Origin of the sequence: Citrobacter sp. Res13-Sevr-PEB04-36 (assembly GCF_015672735.1) — a bacterium.
Taxonomy (GTDB): domain Bacteria; phylum Pseudomonadota; class Gammaproteobacteria; order Enterobacterales; family Enterobacteriaceae; genus Citrobacter.
On sequence record NZ_JADABY010000070.1, the window covers coordinates 1 to 19,421 of the forward strand.

The following is a 19,421-nucleotide window of genomic DNA, read 5'->3' on the forward strand; positions in this document are numbered from 1 at the left end:
TCAGGCGATTGGCGATACCACCGCCGCACGGTTAAACCTGATGGGTGAGAAAACGCACGATGCCGGGCGCGATAACGTTAAAAATGAACGTTACGGCGTGGCCCCGTCCATCGCCTTTGGTTTAGGCACCGAAAACCGGCTGTATCTGAACTATTTGCACGTCACCCAGCACAACACGCCGGACGGGGGCATTCCCACCATCGGCCTGCCGGGGTACTCCGCACCTTCTGCGGGGACTTCCGCCCTGAACCATTCAGGGAAAGTGGATACGCATAATTTCTACGGCACTGACTCAGATTACGACGACTCGACGACCGACACCGCGACGATGCGCTTTGAGCATGATCTGAACGACAGCACCACTATTCGCAACACCACGCGCTGGTCACGTGTCAAACAAGATTATCTGATGACAGCGGTGATGGGCGGGGCGTCAAATATCACGCAGCCAACCAGCAGCGTGGACACCTGGACCTGGTCGCGTCTGGCCAATACCAAAGATGTCAGCAACAAAATCCTCACCAACCAGACCAACCTGACCTCAAAATTTTATACCGGCGCCATCGGCCATGACATCAGCACCGGCGTAGAGTTTACCCGCGAAACGCAGACCAACTACGGCGTAGTACCGATCACGCCGCCGCCGGTGAATATTTACCATCCCAACAGCAACGTCAGCGTGGGTGGATTAAACCGTAACGGAGCTAACGCCAACGGCCAGACCGATACCTTCGGCATTTATGCGTTTGATACGTTGCAAATTACCCGTGAATTTGAACTGAACGGCGGCATTCGCCTCGATAACTACCGCACCGAGTATGACAGCGCCACCGCATGCGGTGCATCCGGTCGTGGCGCCGTTGCGTGCCCGGCAGGCGTAGCCAAAGGATCACCGGTCACCACCGTTGATACCGCTAAATCCGGTAATCTGGTGAACTGGAAAGCGGGTGCACTTTATCATCTGACGGATAACGGCAACGTTTACATTAACTATGCCGTCTCGCAACAACCGCCGGGTGGCAACAATTTTGCCCTCGCCCAGAGCGGTACCGGCAACAGCGCCAACCGTACCGATTTTAAACCGCAAAAAGCAAAGACCAGCGAAATTGGCACCAAATGGGAAGTACTGGATAAGCGCCTGCTGTTAACCGCCGCGATTTTCCGCACCGACATTGAGAACGAGGTCGAGCAGAACGACGACGGTACCTATTCTCAGTATGGGGAGAAACGCGTTGAAGGGTACGAACTGTCGGTTGCCGGCAACATTACCCCGGCATGGCAGGTGATTGGCGGCTATACCCAACAGCGCGCCACGGTCCATAACGGCAAAGATGTCGCCCAGGATGGTTCATCCTCTCTGCCGTATACCCCGGAACACGCGTTCACCCTGTGGAGTCAGTATCAGGCCACGGATGATATCTCCGTTGGCGCAGGCGCACGCTACGTGGGCAGTATGCATCGCGGCGCGGACGGCGCGGTGGGCACGCCATCCTTTACTGAAAGCTACTGGGTCGCGGATGCCAAACTGGGATATCGCGTAAACCGCAACCTCGATTTCCAGCTTAACGTCTACAACCTGTTTGACACCGATTATGTCTCCTCGATCAACAAGAGCGGATACCGTTACCATCCGGGTGAGCCGAGAACCTTCCTGCTCACCGCCAATATGCATTTCTGATTCATTGGGTGGGGCGCAAGCCCCACTTTAAGGAGAAACACTGATGATGTACCACATTCCTGGCGTCTTATCGCCGCACGACGTTGCCTGGTTTCGCGAACAGTTGGACGCCGCCGAGTGGATAGATGGCCGCGCCACCACCGGCGCTCAGGGCGCCCAGGTCAAACATAACCAGCAGATTGATGCGCATAGCGAACGCTATGCAGTTTTACAGAAAGAGGTGCTAGCCGCCGTGAACAGCAGCGCGCTGTTCTTTGCCGCAGCATTACCAAAAATGCTTTCCGAGCCGTTGTTCAATCGTTATCAGAACCATGAGACCTACGGTTTTCACGTCGATGGCGCGGTACGAAGCCACCCGGAAAGCGGCTGGATGCGTACCGACCTTTCCGCCACATTATTCTTAAGCGACCCCGACAGCTATGAGGGCGGGGAGTTACGAGTCAATGATACTTACGGTCAGCATGCGGTCAAACTCCCGGCGGGTGATCTGGTGCTCTACCCTTCCAGCAGCCTGCATTGCGTTTCACCGGTGACGCGCGGCGTTCGCGTGGCGTCGTTTATGTGGATCCAGTCGATGATCCGTGACGATAAAAAACGCGCCATGCTCTTTGAATTGGATAAGAACATCCAGTCCCTGAAAACTAATCACGGAGAAAGTGCTGAGATCCTGTCACTGCTCAATCTCTACCATAATCTGCTGCGCGAATGGTCTGAAATCTGACGGTGCGCTTGTGCGTTCGTTTTTCGCCCATATCATTCACTATAATTATTATAAAAACTGAATGTACGGAGGGGGCTATGGCATCCGGATGGGCAAATGACGACGCAGTGAACGAACAGATCAACAATACTATTGAAGATGCTGTCGCCCGCGCCCGTGGCTAATTACCTACGGGTGAAAGTCTGTATGAATGCGAAGAATGTGGCATTTCTATCCCTCAGGCACGGCGAGAGGCGGTACCCGGGGTGCGTTTATGTATCACCTGCCAGCAGGATAAAGATTCAAATAACAACGCATATCCAGGATATAATCGCAGAGGTTCGAAAGACAGCCAGCTACGCTGACCCTTCTTTACCTAAAGTTTCAGCGCATACAGTTTCCTTTACGAGCACGGTTTTTCGCAACGGGTGTAGCAAAATGTGCCGTTGTCGCGGGCTCCGTAAAGCGCAATGACAAGAACTGTAAATCCGCCTCGCGAATTTATTAATATTCAATAAGTTATTTGTCATTCAGTTTTTTTGATTGATGCCGTCAATTCTATTCGATTTTCTCTCACATAAAAAAACGTGATACTTCTCACATCGACAGAACAACGTCTACCTAACAAAACAACTGACTAACAGAATAACCTGCGAGAGATTAATCATGAAAAATATCAAATATGCTGTTGCTGCCATCGCCCTGTCTACCCTGTCATTTGGCGCTTTCGCTGCCGAGCCCGTTACCTCCACTCAGGCACAAAGCATGAATAAAGTGGGTGTGGTATCCGCTGATGGCGCCAGCACGCTGGATGGCCTGGAAGCCAAACTGGCTGAAAAAGCTGCCGCTGCAGGTGCAAGTGGCTACAGCATTACCTCCGCTGTCGGCAAAGACAAAATGAGCGGCACTGCGGTTATCTACAAATAACCGACGAATTACCTGCACGACCCAATGCTCCAACCCTCATTGACCCTGTTTGTTACCCTTTGTTTGCCCGTCCACTGGACGGGCTTTTTTTTTGCTTACGGCTTGAGCTGATGACATCCCGTCAGCAACGCCGGGTCTGACAGGCCCACCAGGGAGAGCAAGGGCATTAGAAGCACTGGTCGACGCGGGTAAATCCATCAGACAGGGTTTCAACTTCGCCGGTTGCCACCAGGCAGCAGGCCATCTGAATCTTCAACGAGGCCGGTACCGGCTCACTTCCGGCCAGACAACGCTCTATCCAGCGCGCGGTGGTTTCTGGATCTTTTGCCACCGGCAGCGGCACTGGCTCGTCAGGCATCTCGCTCTGGCGGTCCTGCAGCACCCGTACACCAGAATGGTCTATCAGGCTGATCTGCGGGCAACGCTGGGGGTTGGCGTACACCTCCCCTTCCGTGCCGTGCATCAGCAGGCCGCGCCCGCCGATATCACCAAAGAATTTCGCTACCCGCGACACGTACTCCGGGTGCGAAACGCTGGCAAGGCGCAGTGCGGCATCTTCAGCAAACGGCGTGGCTAATTTCGCCAGCGTATGCGCACTGTTGCGTACGCCCATCCGCCAGCGCATCGCCAGCTGTTTCTCCAGCGGCGGGCACAGCGCGCTCACCGGGATAAACACCGGTTCATGCCCCTCAAGTTTAGCCTGCGCTTGCCCGGCATGCAGGGTAGGCGCAATCCCCATCAGCTCAAAAATAGTTTCCGTCAGCACACGAGTTGGATCTTCGCTCACCCCGTGCACCACGACCGGGAACCCCAGCTTATGCAGCAAAATAGCCAGCAGCGGTGTCAGGTTAGCCTGCTTGCGCGCACCGTTGTAGCTGGGAATGACGATAGGCATCGGTTTGGCAACGGGCGGCGTCAGGCGAAGGGTATGGTTTTGCATTGCCTCATAAAAGCCCAGCATTTCTGCCTCACCTTCCCCTTTAATACGCAGCGCAATTAGTACGCCGCCCATCTCAAGGTCTGGCACGTCGCCGTTCAACATGTGGGTATACAGTCCGCGAGCAGTATCCTGGTCCAGGTCACGCGCGTGATTTTTACCTCGTCCAATCTCTTTGATGATTTTGCGGTAATCCATCGATAACTCCTTGCCTGTTGCTCACATCGTTAACGCCGACGGCGGCGTGTAGGTTTCGCTTTTTCTTTTGGTTTTACTATAACGTCTGGCACACCAGGTTGCTCTATCGGAAATATGGGTAACGCATTCAGTAAACGCTGACCATAGTTTTTGGTCAATAAACGCTTGTCGTAAATCACTACTTCGCCCCAGCAACCGTGACTACGAATGAGTCGCCCAACCTGCTGAATCAAATTGAACGATGCCGCAGGTAAACTCTGCACCTCAAAGGGATAGCGGTTCAGGCTTTTCAGCCACTCGCCCTCGGTCACCACCACCGGGCTGTCGATAGGAGGAAACGCAATTTTGTGAATATGTACCTGCGTCAACAGGTCGCCTTTCAAATCGAGGCCCTCGGCAAAAGACTGCAGCCCAACCAGCACGCTACGCTCGCCGTTTTGCACCCGCTTGCGGTGCAGTTCCACCAGTCGGTAACGCGGCTGATCGCCCTGCACCAGCAACAGAAGACGCAGATCGGTCACGTGTTCAAGAAAACGCTGCATCGCCCGACCACTGGCAAAGAGCACCAGCATGCCCTGATGTTTTTTACTTTCCACCTGTTCGCGGAAATAGGCCGCCATTTCGGCAATATGCTGTTCTTCGTTCTCCATCAACGGTTCGTAACGCATCTGCGGAATGACAATTTTGCCTTGCTCGACATGATTAAACGGCGAGTCCAGCGCCACAAAACGGTCCCCCGCTTTTTCTTTCAGGCCGCTCATCTCCTGCAGGCGCGAAAAACTGTTGAGCGAGCGTAAGGTGGCTGAAGTGACGATAATATGCGGCACGCTGCGCCACAGCAGACGCTCGAGCTGATCGCTGACGCGGATCCCCACGCAGTGGAACCAGACATGGGGCTGTCCGTCACGCACGTCACGCGTCACCCATTTGGTCACCGGCGCGCCTGATGACTGCGCCAGTGAAGCCAGGCGCCACAGTTTACTTTGCGCTTCAAACATACCCAGCGCCCGGTTCATCTGCAAAATAACCCGATGCAGACGCACGATATCGTGGCTGCCGGTTTTTTCGCTGAGATCGTTGAGGAACAGTTCCGCCAGACCGCGTAGCATCTCGGTGAGCTTCGCCAGACGCTGACAAATCTCCATCACTTCCGCAGGCAACTCGCCCATTGCAAAGCGGTGTTCGGCTTCCTGCGTGGCGGGCAGGTACAGATTGAGGATGTTGTTTAGTGAGGCTATCAGCTCATACAGCTCTTCACAGTGGGCGTTCAGGCGTTCTGGATTGGCCAACGGCGGCGTGGTTTTCGGGCGAAACTGCTCCAGGCAGGTCGCCACTAGTTTGCTGAATAAATCCAGCTGCAGCCGATACCAGGGGGCGGTGATCTCGGCGCTCATTTCCAGCGCATCGCGCGCAACGTCCGGCAGGTGATGGCCTTCATCGAGCACCAGCAGCAGGTTTTTTGGCTCTGGCAGGACGGCCTCGCTCTCCATGGCCGCCATCACTAACGCATGGTTTGCCACTACCACTTCGGCTTCCTGGATTTCACGCCGGGCAACAAAAAACGGGCATTCACGGTAATAGTGACAGTTACGGTTCAGACAGCTGGCTTTATCAGTGCTCAGACGCTGCCAGAGTCCATCATCAATGGCGATATCGGTGTGATCGCGCAACCCGTCCCATTTGTAGGTATCGAGGTCGCCTTTGAGCCTGGCGCAGCGTTTTTGTTCTTCCTGGTTGTTGGGCGTCAGATCATCATCGAGAAACGCCAGCAGATCCTGCTGATTAGGTTCGGTACTGGCCAACGCCGCTAAATTACGCGGGCAGACATAGCGCCCGCGTCCAAACGCGGCGGTAAATCGCAGATCGGGGATAATTTTGCGCAGCAGCGGCAGGTCTTTACTGTAGATCTGATCCTGCAACGCAACGTTGGCGGTACTGACCACCAGCGTCTTTTGTTCTTCACGGGCAATGGCAATCCCCGGAATTAAATAGGAGAGCGTTTTCCCGACGCCGGTCGGCGCTTCGATAGCCAGATGTCGCCCGTCTTCCCCAGCCAGCGTTTTCGCGACATCAGCAATCATCTGCCGCTGCGGCGCACGGGGGATAAAGTCGGGGATCTGTTCCTGAAGCGCCTTATACCAGGCGGCAATTTGCGCTTTCAGCGCCGCTGTTAATGCCATGAGAAAACCTGAAGTACTGTATAAACAGCCACTATTGTGGCACTTTCTGATTCGCGTCGCAAAAAAAAAGCCCGGCTATTCGGCCGGGCTCGCAATTACTGCGCTGAAGACGGTCTGCGCGGACGGCGCGGCGGACGCGGCTTATCGCCTGCCGGTTTGCCTTCGCTATTACGCGGTTTCGCTTTTGGCGCACCGCCGTCCTGGCGACGCGGCTGCTGACCACGGCCTGCTCCGCCTTGCCCACGACCACCGCCGCCGCCACGCTGCTGGCGTCCGTTCTGGATTGGCTCGGCTTTGATCGACGGGTCCGGCGCATAGCCATCAACGGCAATACGTGGGATCTCTTTTTTCAGCAGCTTCTCGATGTCATGCAGCAGCTTATGCTCATCAACACACACCAGAGACAGCGCTTCACCGGTTGCCGCAGCACGACCGGTACGTCCAATGCGGTGAACGTAGTCTTCCGGGACGTTTGGCAGCTCGTAGTTCACCACGTGCGGCAGCTCTTCAATGTCCAGCCCGCGAGCCGCGATGTCGGTCGCCACCAGCACGCGAATATCGCCGGATTTAAAATCGGCCAGCGCACGCGTACGCGCACCCTGCGATTTGTTACCGTGGATTGCCGCGCTACGAATGCCGTCTTTATTCAGCTGTTCTGCCAGGTGGTTGGCGCCATGTTTGGTACGGGTAAAGACCAGCACCTGCTGCCAGTTACCCTGGCCAATCATCTGTGACAGCAATTCACGTTTACGTTTTTTATCCACAAAGTGAACGAGCTGGCTGACCTGCTCAGACGCGGTATTACGACGCGCAACTTCAATTTCCAGCGGGTTATGCAGCAGTTTTTCTGCCAGCGACTTAATGTCGTCAGAAAACGTTGCAGAGAACAGCAGGTTTTGACGTTTAGCCGGCAGTTTAGCCAGGACGCGACGAATATCATGGATAAAGCCCATATCCAACATACGGTCCGCTTCATCCAGTACCAGGATCTCAACCTGATCCAGTTTCACCGCGTTTTGATGTTCCAGATCGAGTAAACGACCCGGCGTTGCCACCAGCACATCCACGCCACTGCGCAGTTTCATCATCTGCGGGTTAATGCTTACGCCGCCGAAAACGACCAGCGAGCGAACGTTCAGATACTTACTGTAATCGCGGACGTTTTCGCCAATTTGTGCCGCCAGCTCGCGGGTTGGCGTCAGGATCAGCGCACGCACCGGACGACGGCTTTTACCATGCGGCTGATGGGTAATGAGGTGTTGTAACAGCGGCAGGGTAAAACCTGCCGTTTTACCCGTACCGGTCTGGGCGCTGGCCATCAGATCGCGGCCTTCCAGCACGGCGGGGATTGCCTGCTGCTGAATAGGGGTAGGTTCACGGTAGCCCTGCTCGGCAACGGCGCGCAAAATTTCAGGGTCTAAACCAAGGGAATCAAAAGACATAACTACTCCGAACCGCCCTGACCGTTACCGGTGTCGTTTTCAGGACGATACTCGCAAAAGAGATGACAAAAACCACAATGTCATGAAGGGGCGGAGTGTAGCAGTTTTTGTGATGTACCGCATAAATTATCCCGCCAGCCGCGAAAAACAAAATAAACCACCAGACTGGACAAGTGCAGATATCAGTCATAATCTTAATCAATCGATTGATTAATTATTTGGTCGTGCCATGAATACTTCCACCATGACAACCAAAGGTGAACAGGCAAAGAACCAGCTTATTGCCGCCGCGCTGGCGCAGTTTGGTGAGTATGGTCTGCACGCAACAACGCGTGATATTGCCGCCCAGGCCGGACAGAACATCGCCGCAATTACCTACTATTTTGGTTCAAAAGAGGATTTATATCTCGCCTGCGCCCAGTGGATTGCGGATTTTATCGGTTCACAGTTTCGCCCCCATGCTGAAGAAGCCGAGCGCCTGTTTGCCCAACCCGAGCCAGACCGGGCCGCCATGCGCGAACTGATCCTGCGTGCCTGCAAAAACATGATCATGCTGTTAACCCAGGATGACACGGTTAACCTGAGCAAATTTATTTCGCGCGAACAGCTCTCCCCCACCACAGCCTATCAGCTGGTGCATGACCAGGTGATCAACCCGCTGCATAGCCACCTGACTCGCCTGATTGCCGCTTATACGGGTCGCGATGCCAATGACACCCAAATGATCCTGCATACCCACGCCATATTGGGTGAAGTGCTGGCCTTCCGTTTGGGTAAAGAAACCATTCTGTTGCGCACGGGTTGGTCACAATTCGATGCGGATAAAACCGCGCTTATTGAACACACGATCACCTGTCACATCGATCTTATTCTGCAAGGTTTAACGCAAAGGAGTCTGGAGTCATGAAAAAACCTGTCGTTCTCGGGCTGGTTATCGCGGCCCTCGTTGCCGTGATTGCCGGTGGAACGTGGTGGTATCAAAGCCAACAAGATAACGGCCTGACCCTGTACGGCAACGTCGATATCCGCAGCGTTAATTTAAGTTTTCGCGTAGGCGGTAGGCTGGCCTCGCTGGCGGTTGACGAAGGTGATGCGATTACTGCCGGTCAGGTACTGGGCGAACTGGACCACGCCCCCTACGAAAACGCGCTGATGCAGGCGAAGGCTAACGTTGCTGCCGCGCAGGCGCAGTACGACCTGATGCTGGCCGGGTATCGTGAAGAAGAAATCGCACAAACCGCGGCGACCGTGAAGCAGGCCCAGGCAGCGTATGACTACGCGCAGAACTTTTATAATCGCCAGCTCGGATTATGGAAAAGCCGCACTATTTCGGCCAACGATCTGGAAAACGCCCGTTCTTCACGCGACCAGGCGCTGGCAACGCTGAAATCCGCACAGGATAAACTCAGTCAATACCGCAGCGGTAATCGTCCGCAGGATATCGCCCAGGCGAAAGCGACGCTCGAACAGGCTCAGGCGCAGCTGGCGCAGGCTGAACTCGATCTGCATGACACCACGCTGACCTCCCCGTCTGACGGCACGCTGCTTACCCGTGCGGTCGAGCCCGGCAGTATGCTGAACGCGGGCGGCACGGTGCTGACGCTATCGCTTACCCGCCCGGTCTGGGTCCGCGCCTATGTGGACGAACGCAATCTGAGCCAGGCGCAGCCAGGACGTGAAATTCTGCTTTATACCGATGGCCGCCCGGACAAACCGTACCACGGCAAAATCGGCTTTGTGTCGCCAACGGCAGAGTTTACGCCGAAAACGGTAGAGACCCCGGACCTGCGTACCGACCTGGTCTACCGCCTGCGAATTGTCGTGACCGATGCCGACGACGCGCTGCGTCAGGGAATGCCGGTGACGGTGAAGTTCGGTGACGAGGCGCGGCATGAATGACGCAGTCATTACCCTCAACGGGCTGGTTAAGCGCTTTGCCGGGATGGAAAAACCGGCGGTAGCCCCGCTCGACTGCACGATTCACGCAGGTTATGTCACCGGTCTGGTCGGTCCCGACGGCGCAGGGAAAACCACGCTGATGCGGATGCTGGCGGGCCTGTTAAAGCCGGACGGCGGCAGCGCGACGGTGATTGGCTTTGACCCCATCATCAACGACAGCGCCCTGCATGCGGTGCTGGGCTATATGCCACAGAAATTCGGCCTGTATGAAGATTTGACCGTCATGGAGAACCTCAATCTGTATGCCGATTTACGCAGCGTTACCGGTGAAGCGCGGGAGAAAACCTTTGCCCGCCTGCTGGAGTTTACCTCGCTGGGGCCGTTTACCGGACGTCTGGCTGGCAAGCTTTCCGGCGGCATGAAGCAGAAACTGGGTCTTGCCTGTACGCTGGTCGGCGAACCCAAAGTGCTGCTGCTGGATGAGCCCGGCGTGGGCGTGGACCCAATATCCCGCCGCGAATTGTGGCAAATGGTGCATGAACTGGCCGGGGATGGCATGTTGATCCTCTGGAGCACCTCGTATCTGGACGAGGCCGAGCAGTGCCGCGATGTGCTGCTGATGAACGAAGGTGAATTGCTCTATCAAGGCGATCCGACTCAGCTGACGCAAACCATGGCGGGGCGCAGTTTTTTAATGAGCAGCCCGCAGGAAAATAACCGCAAACTGCTACAACGCGCGCTCAAGTTACCGCAGGTCAGCGACGGCATGATTCAGGGGAAATCCGTGCGCCTGATCCTGAAAAAAGCGGCCACGGCGGACGATATTCGCAAGGCTGACGGCATGCCGGAAATCACCATCGCCAGCACAGCCCCGCGCTTTGAAGATGCGTTTATCGATTTACTCGGCGGCGCGGGAACCTCTGAATCGCCGCTGGGCGCTATCCTGCACACTGTGGAAGGTACCGCCGGTGAGACGGTGATTGAAGCCAAAGCACTGACCAAAAAATTCGGTGATTTTGCCGCCACCGACCATGTGGACTTTGCCGTCCAGCGCGGTGAGATTTTTGGCCTGTTAGGCCCCAACGGGGCGGGTAAATCAACCACGTTTAAAATGATGTGCGGCCTGCTGGTCCCCACCACAGGTAAAGCGCTGGTGCTGGATATGGACCTGAAGGTCAGTTCCGGAAAAGCACGCCAGCATCTGGGCTATATGGCGCAGAAATTCTCCCTGTACGGTAACCTGACGGTGGAGCAGAATCTGCGCTTTTTCTCCGGCGTCTACGGCCTGCGCGGACGCGCACAGAAAGAAAAAATCGATCGTATGAGCGAGGCGTTCGGCCTGAAGAGCATCGCCTCCCATGCCACCGATGAACTGCCACTGGGCTTTAAGCAGCGTCTGGCGCTGGCCTGTTCGCTGATGCATGAACCCGACATCCTGTTCCTCGATGAACCGACCTCCGGGGTTGACCCCCTCACCCGTCGCGAGTTCTGGCTGCATATCAACAGTATGGTAGAGAAAGGCGTGACGGTGATGGTCACTACCCACTTTATGGACGAGGCGGAATATTGCGACCGTATCGGGCTGGTGTACCGCGGTAAGCTAATCGCCAGCGGCACGCCGGACGACCTGAAAGCGCAGGCGGCCGATAACGACACGCCGGACCCGACCATGGAGCAGGCGTTTATCACGCTTATCAATGACTGGGATAAGGAGCACGCACATGAGTAATCACGCGCTTTCATGGCGACGCGTGCGCGCACTGTGCATTAAAGAAACGCGGCAGATCGTACGCGATCCCAGTAGCTGGCTGATTGCCGTGGTGATCCCGTTACTGTTGCTGTTTATCTTCGGCTACGGGATTAACCTCGACTCCAGCAAACTGCGGGTAGGGATTTTGCTCGAACAGCAGAGCGAAGAGGCGCTGGATTTTACCCATACCATGACCGGCTCGCCGTATATTGACGCCACCATCAGCGACAACCGCCAGGAATTAATTGAGAAAATGCAGGCCGGGCGTATTCGTGGGCTGGTGGTGATCCCGGTGGATTTTGCCCAGCAGATGGCGCGGCCAAACGATATTGCGCCCATTCAGGTGATCACCGATGGCAGCGAACCAAACACCGCCAACTTTGTGCAAGGCTATGTGGAAGGCATCTGGCAGATTTGGCAAAAGCAGCGGGCCGAAGACCGCGGCGAATCGTTCGAACCGCTGATCGACGTACAAACCCGCTACTGGTTCAACCCGGCGGCGATCAGCCAGCATTTTATTATTCCAGGAGCAGTGACCATTATTATGACGGTCATCGGCGCGATCCTGACCTCATTAGTGGTCGCCCGTGAATGGGAGCGCGGTACCATGGAAGCGCTGCTGTCGACCGAAGTCACCCGCGTTGAATTACTGCTGTGTAAACTGATCCCCTATTATTTTCTCGGCATGCTGGCGATGCTGCTGTGTATGCTGGTATCGGTGTTTATTCTTGGCGTGCCCTATCGCGGCTCGCTGCTGATCCTGTTTTTTATCACCAGCCTGTTTCTGCTCAGTACGCTTGGTATGGGATTGCTGATCTCCACCATCACCCGCAACCAGTTTAACGCCGCGCAGGTGGCGCTCAACGCCGCTTTTCTGCCATCCATTATGCTGTCAGGCTTTATCTTCCAGATAGACAGTATGCCCGCCATTATTCGCGCGGTGACGTATATCATTCCCGCACGCTATTTCGTCAGCACCCTGCAAAGCCTGTTTCTGGCGGGAAATATTCCGGTAGTGTTGATCATCAACGTGCTGTTTTTAATCGCTTCGGCGGTGATGTTTATTGGTCTGACGTGGCTTAAAACCAAACGTCGGCTGGATTGAGGGGACGGCCATGTTTCATCGTTTATGGACATTAATTCGCAAAGAGCTGCAGTCGCTGTTACGCGAGCCGCAGACGCGGGCGATCCTGATTTTACCCGTACTGATTCAGGTGATCCTGTTTCCATTTGCAGCCACGTTAGAAGTGACCAACGCCACTATCGCCATCTATAACGAAGACAACGGCAAGCATTCAGTGGAATTAACACAGCGCTTTGCCCGCGCCAGCGCCTTTACCCATATCCTGCTGCTGAAAAGCCCACAGGAGATCCAGCCGACCATCGACACGCAAAAAGCCCTGTTGCTGGTGCGCTTCCCGGCCGACTTTTCGCGTAATCTGGATACCTTCCAACAAGCACCTATGCAGCTGATCCTTGACGGGCGCAACTCTAACAGCGCGCAGATCGCCGCGAATTATCTGCAGCAGATCGTTAAGGAATACCAGCAGGAGTTGATGGACGGCAAAGCGAAGCCGAACAACAGCGAACTGGTGGTGCGTAACTGGTATAACCCGAATCTGGATTACAAATGGTTCGTCGTTCCGTCGCTGATCGCCATGATCACTACCATCGGCGTGATGATCGTCACCTCACTGTCGGTAGCCCGCGAACGTGAGCAGGGCACGCTGGATCAGCTGCTGGTCTCTCCGCTCACCACCTGGCAAATTTTCATTGGCAAAGCGGTGCCTGCGTTAATCGTGGCTACCTTTCAGGCCACTATCGTGCTGGCTATTGGCATCTGGGCCTATCACATTCCGTTTGCCGGTTCTCTGGGCTTGTTTTACTTCACGATGGTGATTTACGGGTTGTCGTTGGTAGGCTTTGGTCTGCTGATTTCATCGCTGTGTTCAACCCAGCAGCAGGCGTTTATCGGCGTGTTCGTCTTTATGATGCCGGCAATTTTACTGTCAGGGTACGTTTCTCCGGTCGAAAACATGCCGGTCTGGCTACAGAATCTGACGTGGATAAACCCAATCCGTCACTTTACGGACATTACGAAACAGATTTACCTGAAGGATGCGAGCCTGAAGATTGTCTGGGGAAGTTTGTGGCCACTGTTGGTGATAGCGGCCACGACCGGGTCAGCGGCGTATGCGATGTTTAGACGCAAAGTGATGTAGTTTTTTGTCTTTCGCCAGCAGCGAAATCACCGCGGGTCCGGCAAGGATCGCCAGTCCCGCCAGCGCCAATAAGACGTTGTTTTGCAGCACGCGGGACAGCAGCCACAGTACGATCATCGCCGCACCGAAATACCACGTGGTCGTTAGCTCTTCCAGTACGTCGGCGACATCACGCCAGCGCTGTTCATGATGACGCTGCAGCGCCAGCATTAATAAAACCGTGACGCCATAAACGACGCATAATCCCAGGCCGACGCGCACCAGCGTGCCACTCATCCAGCCCATTACCAGCAATGCCACTACCAGTAAATGCAACATAATCTGCCAGCAACTAAGACCCGTTGCGACACGAACACGTTGTTGCCACCTCATGGCTTTTCTCCTGAAGGATCTTTAACTAATTATTCAGAGTACCGGACTTTACGGAAAATTCCGTAACACCGCATCCTTTTGTGACGCCGACTACACTATTTAAAGGAAAAATGACGCCGAAAGGAGACCCATGACCGAAACAGCAGATCGTTTTTCATTCAATGTGCTCACAATTAATACCCACAAAGGTTTTACCGCCTTTAATAAGCGATTTATTTTGCCTGAGCTACGCGATGCCGTCAGAACGGTCGGTGCGGATATTGTATGCCTGCAGGAAGTGATGGGCGCGCACGAGGTTCATCCCCTGCACGTAGAGAACTGGCCGGATACCACACACTATGAATTTCTCGCAGATACTATGTGGAGTGATTTCGCCTACGGACGCAATGCCGTGTATCCGCAGGGGCATCACGGTAACGCGGTGCTGTCGCGCTATCCCATTGAACATTATGAAAATCGCGATGTATCCGTCGGCAGCAGTGAAAAGCGCGGCGTGCTTTACTGCCGCATCGTGCCGCCAATGCTCCCTCACCCCATCCATGTAATGTGCGTACATCTTGGTTTGCGTGAAGCCCACCGCCAGGCGCAGTTGACCATGCTGGCGGATTGGGTTAATGCCCTGCCCGATGCGGAGCCCGTAGTAGTGGCCGGAGATTTTAACGACTGGCGGCAAAAGGCCAATTATCCGTTGAAGGTTCATGCCGGTCTTGACGAGATTTTTACCCGCGCCCACGGACGCCCGGCGCGTACCTTTCCGGTACGTTTGCCACTGCTGCGCCTCGACAGGATCTATGTGAAAAACGCCAATGCCAGTATTCCGACGGCGCTGGCGCTACGTCACTGGCGACATTTGTCCGACCATGCCCCCCTGAGCGCGGAGATTCATTTATGAAATATGGCTGGCGTGAAGGCAATCAAATACAGCTGTTGGAAAACGGCGACCAGTACTACCCCGCCGTATTTGAGGCCATTGAGCAGGCGCAGCAAAAAATCATCCTCGAGACCTTTATCTGGTTTGAAGACGCGGTCGGCAAACAACTGCATGCGGCGCTGCTCAGTGCAGCACAGCGTGGCGTCAAAGCCGAAGTACTGCTCGACGGCTACGGTTCACCGGATCTCAGCGAGGAGTTTGTCAGCGAACTCACCAGCGCTGGCGTGGTTTTTCGCTATTACGACCCACGCCCGAGACTGTTCGGCATGCGGACCAACCTTTTTCGCCGCATGCACCGCAAAATTGTGGTGATTGACGACCGTGTCGCTTTCGTCGGCGGGATTAACTATTCCGCCGAGCATATGTCCGATTACGGCCCGGAGGCCAAGCAGGACTACGCAGTGCGTATTGAAGGTCCCATCGTGGCAGATATCCTGACCTTTGTGCTGGAAAACCTGCCGGGGCAAAGCGCCGTGCGCCGCTGGTGGCGACGTCATCATCGGGCAATCGAAAATCGCCAGCCTGGTGAGGCGCAGGCGCTATTTGTCTGGCGCGATAATGAAGAACATCGTGATGATATTGAACGCCATTATTTGAAAATGCTCACCCAGGCCAGACGTGAAGTGATCATTGCCAACGCCTATTTCTTTCCCGGCTATCGCCTGCTGCATGCGCTGCGCAAAGCGGCGCGACGCGGCGTGCGGGTCAAACTGATTGTGCAGGGTGAACCGGATATGCCGATTGTGAAAGTGGGCGCTCGCCTGCTGTACAACTATCTGGTGAATGGCGGCGTCCAGGTGTATGAATACCGTCGCAGACCCCTGCACGGCAAAGTCGCGCTAATGGACGATCACTGGGCGACGGTGGGCTCCAGCAACCTCGACCCGCTCAGCCTGTCGCTGAATCTGGAGGCCAACATCATTATCCATGACCGCGCATTTAACCAGGTCCTGCGGGACAATCTGCATCCCATTATTGCCGAGGATTGCCAGCAGGTGGATGAATCGATGCTGCCCAGACGCACCTGGTGGAACCTGACTAAGAGCGTGCTGGCGTTCCACTTTTTACGCCACTTTCCTGCGCTGGTCGGCTGGCTACCCGCGCACACGCCGCACCTGACCGAAGTCGCTCCCCCCGCGCAGCCGACTCTGGAAACGCAGGACCGCATTCAGGCTGAAGATGCAGGAGGGAAAACCTGATGGCGAAAGCATCTCCCCGCTGGCGGTTAGCAAAGAAGATCCTCACCTGGCTGTTTTTTATCGCGGTGATCGTACTGCTGGTGGTGTATGCCAGCAAGGTCAACTGGGAAGAGGTCTGGTCGGTTATCCGGGATTACAACCGCCTCGCCCTGCTCAGCGCCATTGGTCTGGTCATCGTCAGCTATCTGCTGTAGGGCTGTTATGACCTGCTCGGACGCTTTTACTGCGGACACAAACTGGCAAAACGCCAGGTGATGCTGGTGTCGTTTATCTGCTACGCCTTCAACCTGACGTTAAGCACCTGGGTGGGCGGCATTGGCATGCGCTATCGACTCTATTCCCGCCTCGGATTACCGGGCAGCACGATCACGCGCATTTTCTCACTCAGCATTACCACCAACTGGCTGGGCTATATTCTGCTCGGCGGGTTTATTTTTACCTTCGGCGTCGTTCAATTACCCGCACACTGGTATATCGACGAGGCCACACTACGCATTCTGGGTATCGTACTGCTGCTGATTATTGTCGTTTATCTGTGGTGTTGCGCCTTCGCTAAACATCGGCATATCACGATTAAAGGGCAAAAACTGGTGCTGCCGTCGTGGAAATTCGCGCTAGCGCAGATGGCTATCTCCGGGGCAAACTGGATGGTGATGGGGGCGATTATCTGGCTGTTATTAGGTCAGAATATTAACTATTTCTTCGTGCTGGGGGTGCTGCTGGTGAGCAGTATCGCCGGGGTTATCGTGCATATTCCGGCGGGTATCGGCGTGCTGGAAGCGGTATTTATGGCATTGCTGGCGGGAGAGAATACGTCTCAGGGGACGATCATCGCCGCTCTGCTGGCGTATCGCGTACTGTATTATTTTATCCCGCTGCTGCTGGCGCTGATGTGTTATTTGCTACTGGAGAGTCGGGCGAAAAAGCTGCGGGCAAAAAACGAAAAGGCGATGGCGAAATAACCGTGAGGGTTAGTGCCGGATGCGGCGTAATGCCTTATCCGGCCTACTTTCGACGCAACACGGTAGGCCGGATGAGCGCAACGCCATCCGGCAGCAGAAATTAACGACGATTGCCGAAGATACGCAGCAGCATCAGGAACAGGTTGATAAAGTCCAGATACAGCGTTAACGCCCCAAGGATCGCGTATTTACGCAGGTTGGAACTGTCGCGCAGAGCGATTTGCTCGCCGATGTTTTTCAACTTCTGCGTGTCATAGGCGGTCAGGCCGACAAACACAATCACCCCAATGTAGGTCACCGCCCACATCAGCGCTTCGCTCTTCAGCCAGAAGTTAACCAGCGAAGCCAGCACGATACCAATCAGCGCCATAAACAGCATGTTGCCGAAGCCGCTGAGATCGCGTTTGGTGGTGTAGCCGTACAAGCTCATGATACCGAACATCCCGCCGGTAACCACAAAGGTGCTGGCGATAGACGAGTAGGTATAGACGATAAAGATGCTCGACAGCGTCAGCCCGGTTAATGCCGAATAGAGCATAAACAGCGTGGTGGCCATGCCAGCGCTGAGTCTTTGCACCATGCCGGAAAGGACAAACACCAGCGCCAGTTGGGCAATGATCAGACCAAAAAAGGTGATTTTGCTGGAAAAGACAAACATCATCACCGCAGGGGTGTTCGCCGCATACCAGGCAATAAACGCCGTCAGTAACAGCCCGCAGGTCATCCAGCCGTAGACCTGAGCCATATAGGTTTGCAGACCAGAACGGGCCTGCACAATAGAATCGGTTCGTGGGAATCGGTCCATGACAATCTCCTGAGTCAGTAGTATCTAAACCAATTGTACTCTACCAGCGTTTTGCTGCTTGCTTATCGCTGTCGCGGGCGTCAACCCAACGGTCGCCTTCCGGCGTGGCCTCGCGTTTCCAGAACGGCGCGCGGGTCTTCAGATAGTCCATAATGAACTGTCCGGCGTCAAAGGCACTGCTGCGATGCGCGCTGGTCACGCCAACGAAGACTATCTCATCTCCCGGCCACAGCTCACCAATACGGTGGATAACCGTCACGCGGCCCAGCGGCCAGCGTTCACGCGCCTCATCGACGATTTCCGCCAGCGCTTTTTCGGTCATGCCCGGGTAATGTTCCAGCGTCAATGCCTGCACGCTGTCCCCGAGATTATGATTACGGACTTTACCCGTAAACGTGACCACCGCGCCGTCTTCATCGCGCTCTGCGAGCCAGGGATATTCCTCCCCAACGCTAAACGGCGCAAGCCCAACAACAATTCGTGTTTCAGCCATCTCAGCCTCCGGTTACCGGTGGGAAGAAGGCCACTTCATCACCTGCGTTGAGGGGATGGTCGAAGCTCACCAGCGTTTGGTTGACGGCCGCCAGCAGCTTGCCATCTTCTAAAGCCAGCGCCCAACGATCGCTTTGCGCAGCCAGATGCTGGCGCAAGGCTTCTACCGTGGTGAAATCTGCTGTGACTTCTAACGCATCGGTGTTCACCAGTTCTCGCACCTGGGCAAAGAAAAGCACCTTAATCATCTGCATTCACCTTAAAATCACCCGACTTGCCGCCGCTTTTCGCCAGCAGGCGTACCGGACCAATCACCATATCCTTTTGCACCGCTTTGCACATGTCGTAGATGGTCAGCGCCGCCACCGATGCCGCGGTTAACGCTTCCATTTCGACGCCGGTTTTCCCGGTTAGTCGGCACAGCGATTCAATGCGCACACGGTTGTGTTCCGGCTCGGCACGCAGATTAACTTCAACCTTGCTGAGCATCAGTGGGTGACACAGCGGGATAAGATCCCAGGTACGCTTGGCGGCCTGGATACCAGCAATACGCGCGGTCGCGAACACGTCGCCTTTATGGTGACTGCCGTCGATAATCATCGCCAGGGTTTCGCTACGCATAGTAACGAAGGCTTCGGCGCGCGCTTCACGTACGGTTTCGGCTTTGGCAGAGACATCCACCATGTGCGCTTCGCCAGCGGCGTTTATGTGAGTCAGTTGCGACATA

The 19,421-nt window shown here is 55.2% G+C and carries 18 protein-coding genes and 2 pseudogenes; 12 read left to right on the forward strand and 8 right to left on the reverse strand.

Translation table 11 applies throughout. The features are described 5' to 3' along the window. The 4 genes and pseudogenes from IMQ48_RS20395 to ybiJ form a co-directional block, all read left to right on the forward strand. Window positions 1–1,678, forward strand: a 1,678-nt coding sequence (locus IMQ48_RS20395; RefSeq protein ID WP_196210437.1) for a catecholate siderophore receptor Fiu, incomplete at its 5' end; no start/stop codon positions are given. Between the two features lie 43 nt (window positions 1,679–1,721). After that, complete coding sequence (ybiX, locus tag IMQ48_RS20400) at window positions 1,722–2,399, forward strand: PKHD-type hydroxylase YbiX (RefSeq protein ID WP_196210438.1); 678 nt, start codon at window positions 1,722–1,724, stop codon at window positions 2,397–2,399. Window positions 2,400–2,476: 77 nt separating this feature from the next. Further along, a pseudogene (locus IMQ48_RS20405) lies at window positions 2,477–2,743 on the forward strand (DksA/TraR family C4-type zinc finger protein). 301 nt (window positions 2,744–3,044) lie between these two features. Then, on the forward strand, window positions 3,045–3,305 hold the full coding sequence (gene ybiJ, locus IMQ48_RS20410) for a DUF1471 family protein YbiJ (protein ID WP_096757760.1): 261 nt from the start codon (window positions 3,045–3,047) through the stop codon (window positions 3,303–3,305). 166 nt (window positions 3,306–3,471) lie between these two features. Here the strand turns inward: ybiJ and ybiB are convergent, their stop codons facing one another. The 3 genes from ybiB to rhlE all read right to left on the reverse strand — a co-directional run bounded on the left by ybiB (window position 3,472) and on the right by rhlE (window position 8,062). Further along, window positions 3,472–4,440, reverse strand: a complete 969-nt coding sequence (gene ybiB / locus IMQ48_RS20415; RefSeq protein ID WP_196210439.1) for a DNA-binding protein YbiB — start codon at window positions 4,438–4,440, stop codon at window positions 3,472–3,474. A 29-nt stretch (window positions 4,441–4,469) separates the two neighbouring features. Continuing rightward, entirely contained in the window at window positions 4,470–6,620 is a 2,151-nt protein-coding gene (dinG, locus tag IMQ48_RS20420) for an ATP-dependent DNA helicase DinG (protein ID WP_196210440.1), read from the reverse strand. A gap of 95 nt (window positions 6,621–6,715) precedes the next feature. Next, entirely contained in the window at window positions 6,716–8,062 is a 1,347-nt protein-coding gene (gene rhlE, locus IMQ48_RS20425; RefSeq protein ID WP_096757764.1) for an ATP-dependent RNA helicase RhlE, read from the reverse strand. A 229-nt stretch (window positions 8,063–8,291) separates the two neighbouring features. Here rhlE and cecR point away from each other — a divergent pair, with 229 nt between their 5' ends. From cecR to IMQ48_RS20450, 5 genes are read left to right on the forward strand one after another with little or no spacing between them, the layout of a single operon-like run. After that, window positions 8,292–8,969 (forward strand): transcriptional regulator CecR, encoded by a 678-nt coding sequence (gene cecR / locus IMQ48_RS20430; RefSeq protein WP_196210441.1) that lies wholly within the window; start codon window positions 8,292–8,294, stop codon window positions 8,967–8,969. Beyond that, the gene (hlyD, locus tag IMQ48_RS20435; protein WP_196210442.1) at window positions 8,966–9,961 is read left to right on the forward strand and encodes a secretion protein HlyD; all 996 of its coding nucleotides are present in this window, start codon (window positions 8,966–8,968) and stop codon (window positions 9,959–9,961) included. Before cecR ends, hlyD begins: the two co-directional genes overlap by 4 nt. Then, window positions 9,954–11,690 carry an ATP-binding cassette domain-containing protein gene (locus IMQ48_RS20440; protein ID WP_196210443.1) on the forward strand — a complete coding sequence of 579 codons (1,737 nt, stop codon included), beginning with the start codon at window positions 9,954–9,956 and terminating at the stop codon, window positions 11,688–11,690. Before hlyD ends, IMQ48_RS20440 begins: the two co-directional genes overlap by 8 nt. Continuing rightward, entirely contained in the window at window positions 11,683–12,816 is a 1,134-nt protein-coding gene (locus IMQ48_RS20445) for an ABC transporter permease (RefSeq protein ID WP_096757768.1), read from the forward strand. The genes IMQ48_RS20440 and IMQ48_RS20445 overlap by 8 nt, the downstream gene beginning before the upstream one ends. 10 nt (window positions 12,817–12,826) lie before the next feature. After that, on the forward strand, window positions 12,827–13,933 hold the full coding sequence (locus tag IMQ48_RS20450; protein WP_096757769.1) for an ABC transporter permease: 1,107 nt from the start codon (window positions 12,827–12,829) through the stop codon (window positions 13,931–13,933). On the opposite strand, the gene IMQ48_RS20455 is transcribed toward IMQ48_RS20450, so the two are convergent. After that, window positions 13,895–14,305, reverse strand: coding sequence for a YbhQ family protein (locus IMQ48_RS20455; protein WP_096757770.1), 411 nt, complete (start codon window positions 14,303–14,305; stop codon window positions 13,895–13,897). The two genes, IMQ48_RS20450 and IMQ48_RS20455, sit on opposite strands and share 39 nt — an antisense overlap. 130 nt (window positions 14,306–14,435) lie before the next feature. Between IMQ48_RS20455 and IMQ48_RS20460 the strand changes: the two genes are divergently transcribed. The 3 genes and pseudogenes from IMQ48_RS20460 (at window position 14,436) to IMQ48_RS20470 (ending at window position 17,397) form a co-directional block, all read left to right on the forward strand. Next, window positions 14,436–15,197 carry an endonuclease/exonuclease/phosphatase family protein gene (locus IMQ48_RS20460; RefSeq protein ID WP_196210444.1) on the forward strand — a complete coding sequence of 254 codons (762 nt, stop codon included), beginning with the start codon at window positions 14,436–14,438 and terminating at the stop codon, window positions 15,195–15,197. Beyond that, entirely contained in the window at window positions 15,194–16,435 is a 1,242-nt protein-coding gene (clsB, locus tag IMQ48_RS20465; protein WP_196210445.1) for a cardiolipin synthase ClsB, read from the forward strand. The genes IMQ48_RS20460 and clsB overlap by 4 nt, the downstream gene beginning before the upstream one ends. After that, window positions 16,435–17,397 (forward strand): annotated as a pseudogene (locus tag IMQ48_RS20470) (lysylphosphatidylglycerol synthase domain-containing protein). The gene clsB and the pseudogene IMQ48_RS20470 overlap by 1 nt, the downstream one beginning before the upstream one ends. A 100-nt stretch (window positions 17,398–17,497) precedes the next feature. Here IMQ48_RS20470 and IMQ48_RS20475 read toward each other — a convergent pair. Genes IMQ48_RS20475 through moaC form a run of 4 tightly spaced genes read right to left on the reverse strand, consistent with a single transcriptional unit; the run spans window position 17,498 to window position 19,420 of the window. Further along, entirely contained in the window at window positions 17,498–18,202 is a 705-nt protein-coding gene (locus IMQ48_RS20475; protein ID WP_196210446.1) for a Bax inhibitor-1/YccA family protein, read from the reverse strand. 40 nt (window positions 18,203–18,242) lie between these two features. Continuing rightward, window positions 18,243–18,695, reverse strand: a complete 453-nt coding sequence (moaE, locus tag IMQ48_RS20480) for a molybdopterin synthase catalytic subunit MoaE (RefSeq protein WP_196210447.1) — start codon at window positions 18,693–18,695, stop codon at window positions 18,243–18,245. 1 nt (window position 18,696) lies between these two features. Then, window positions 18,697–18,942, reverse strand: coding sequence for a molybdopterin synthase sulfur carrier subunit (gene moaD, locus IMQ48_RS20485; protein WP_196210448.1), 246 nt, complete (start codon window positions 18,940–18,942; stop codon window positions 18,697–18,699). Continuing rightward, on the reverse strand, window positions 18,935–19,420 hold the full coding sequence (gene moaC / locus IMQ48_RS20490; RefSeq protein WP_196210449.1) for a cyclic pyranopterin monophosphate synthase MoaC: 486 nt from the start codon (window positions 19,418–19,420) through the stop codon (window positions 18,935–18,937). Before moaC ends, moaD begins: the two co-directional genes overlap by 8 nt. Window position 19,421: the final 1 nt, after the last annotated feature.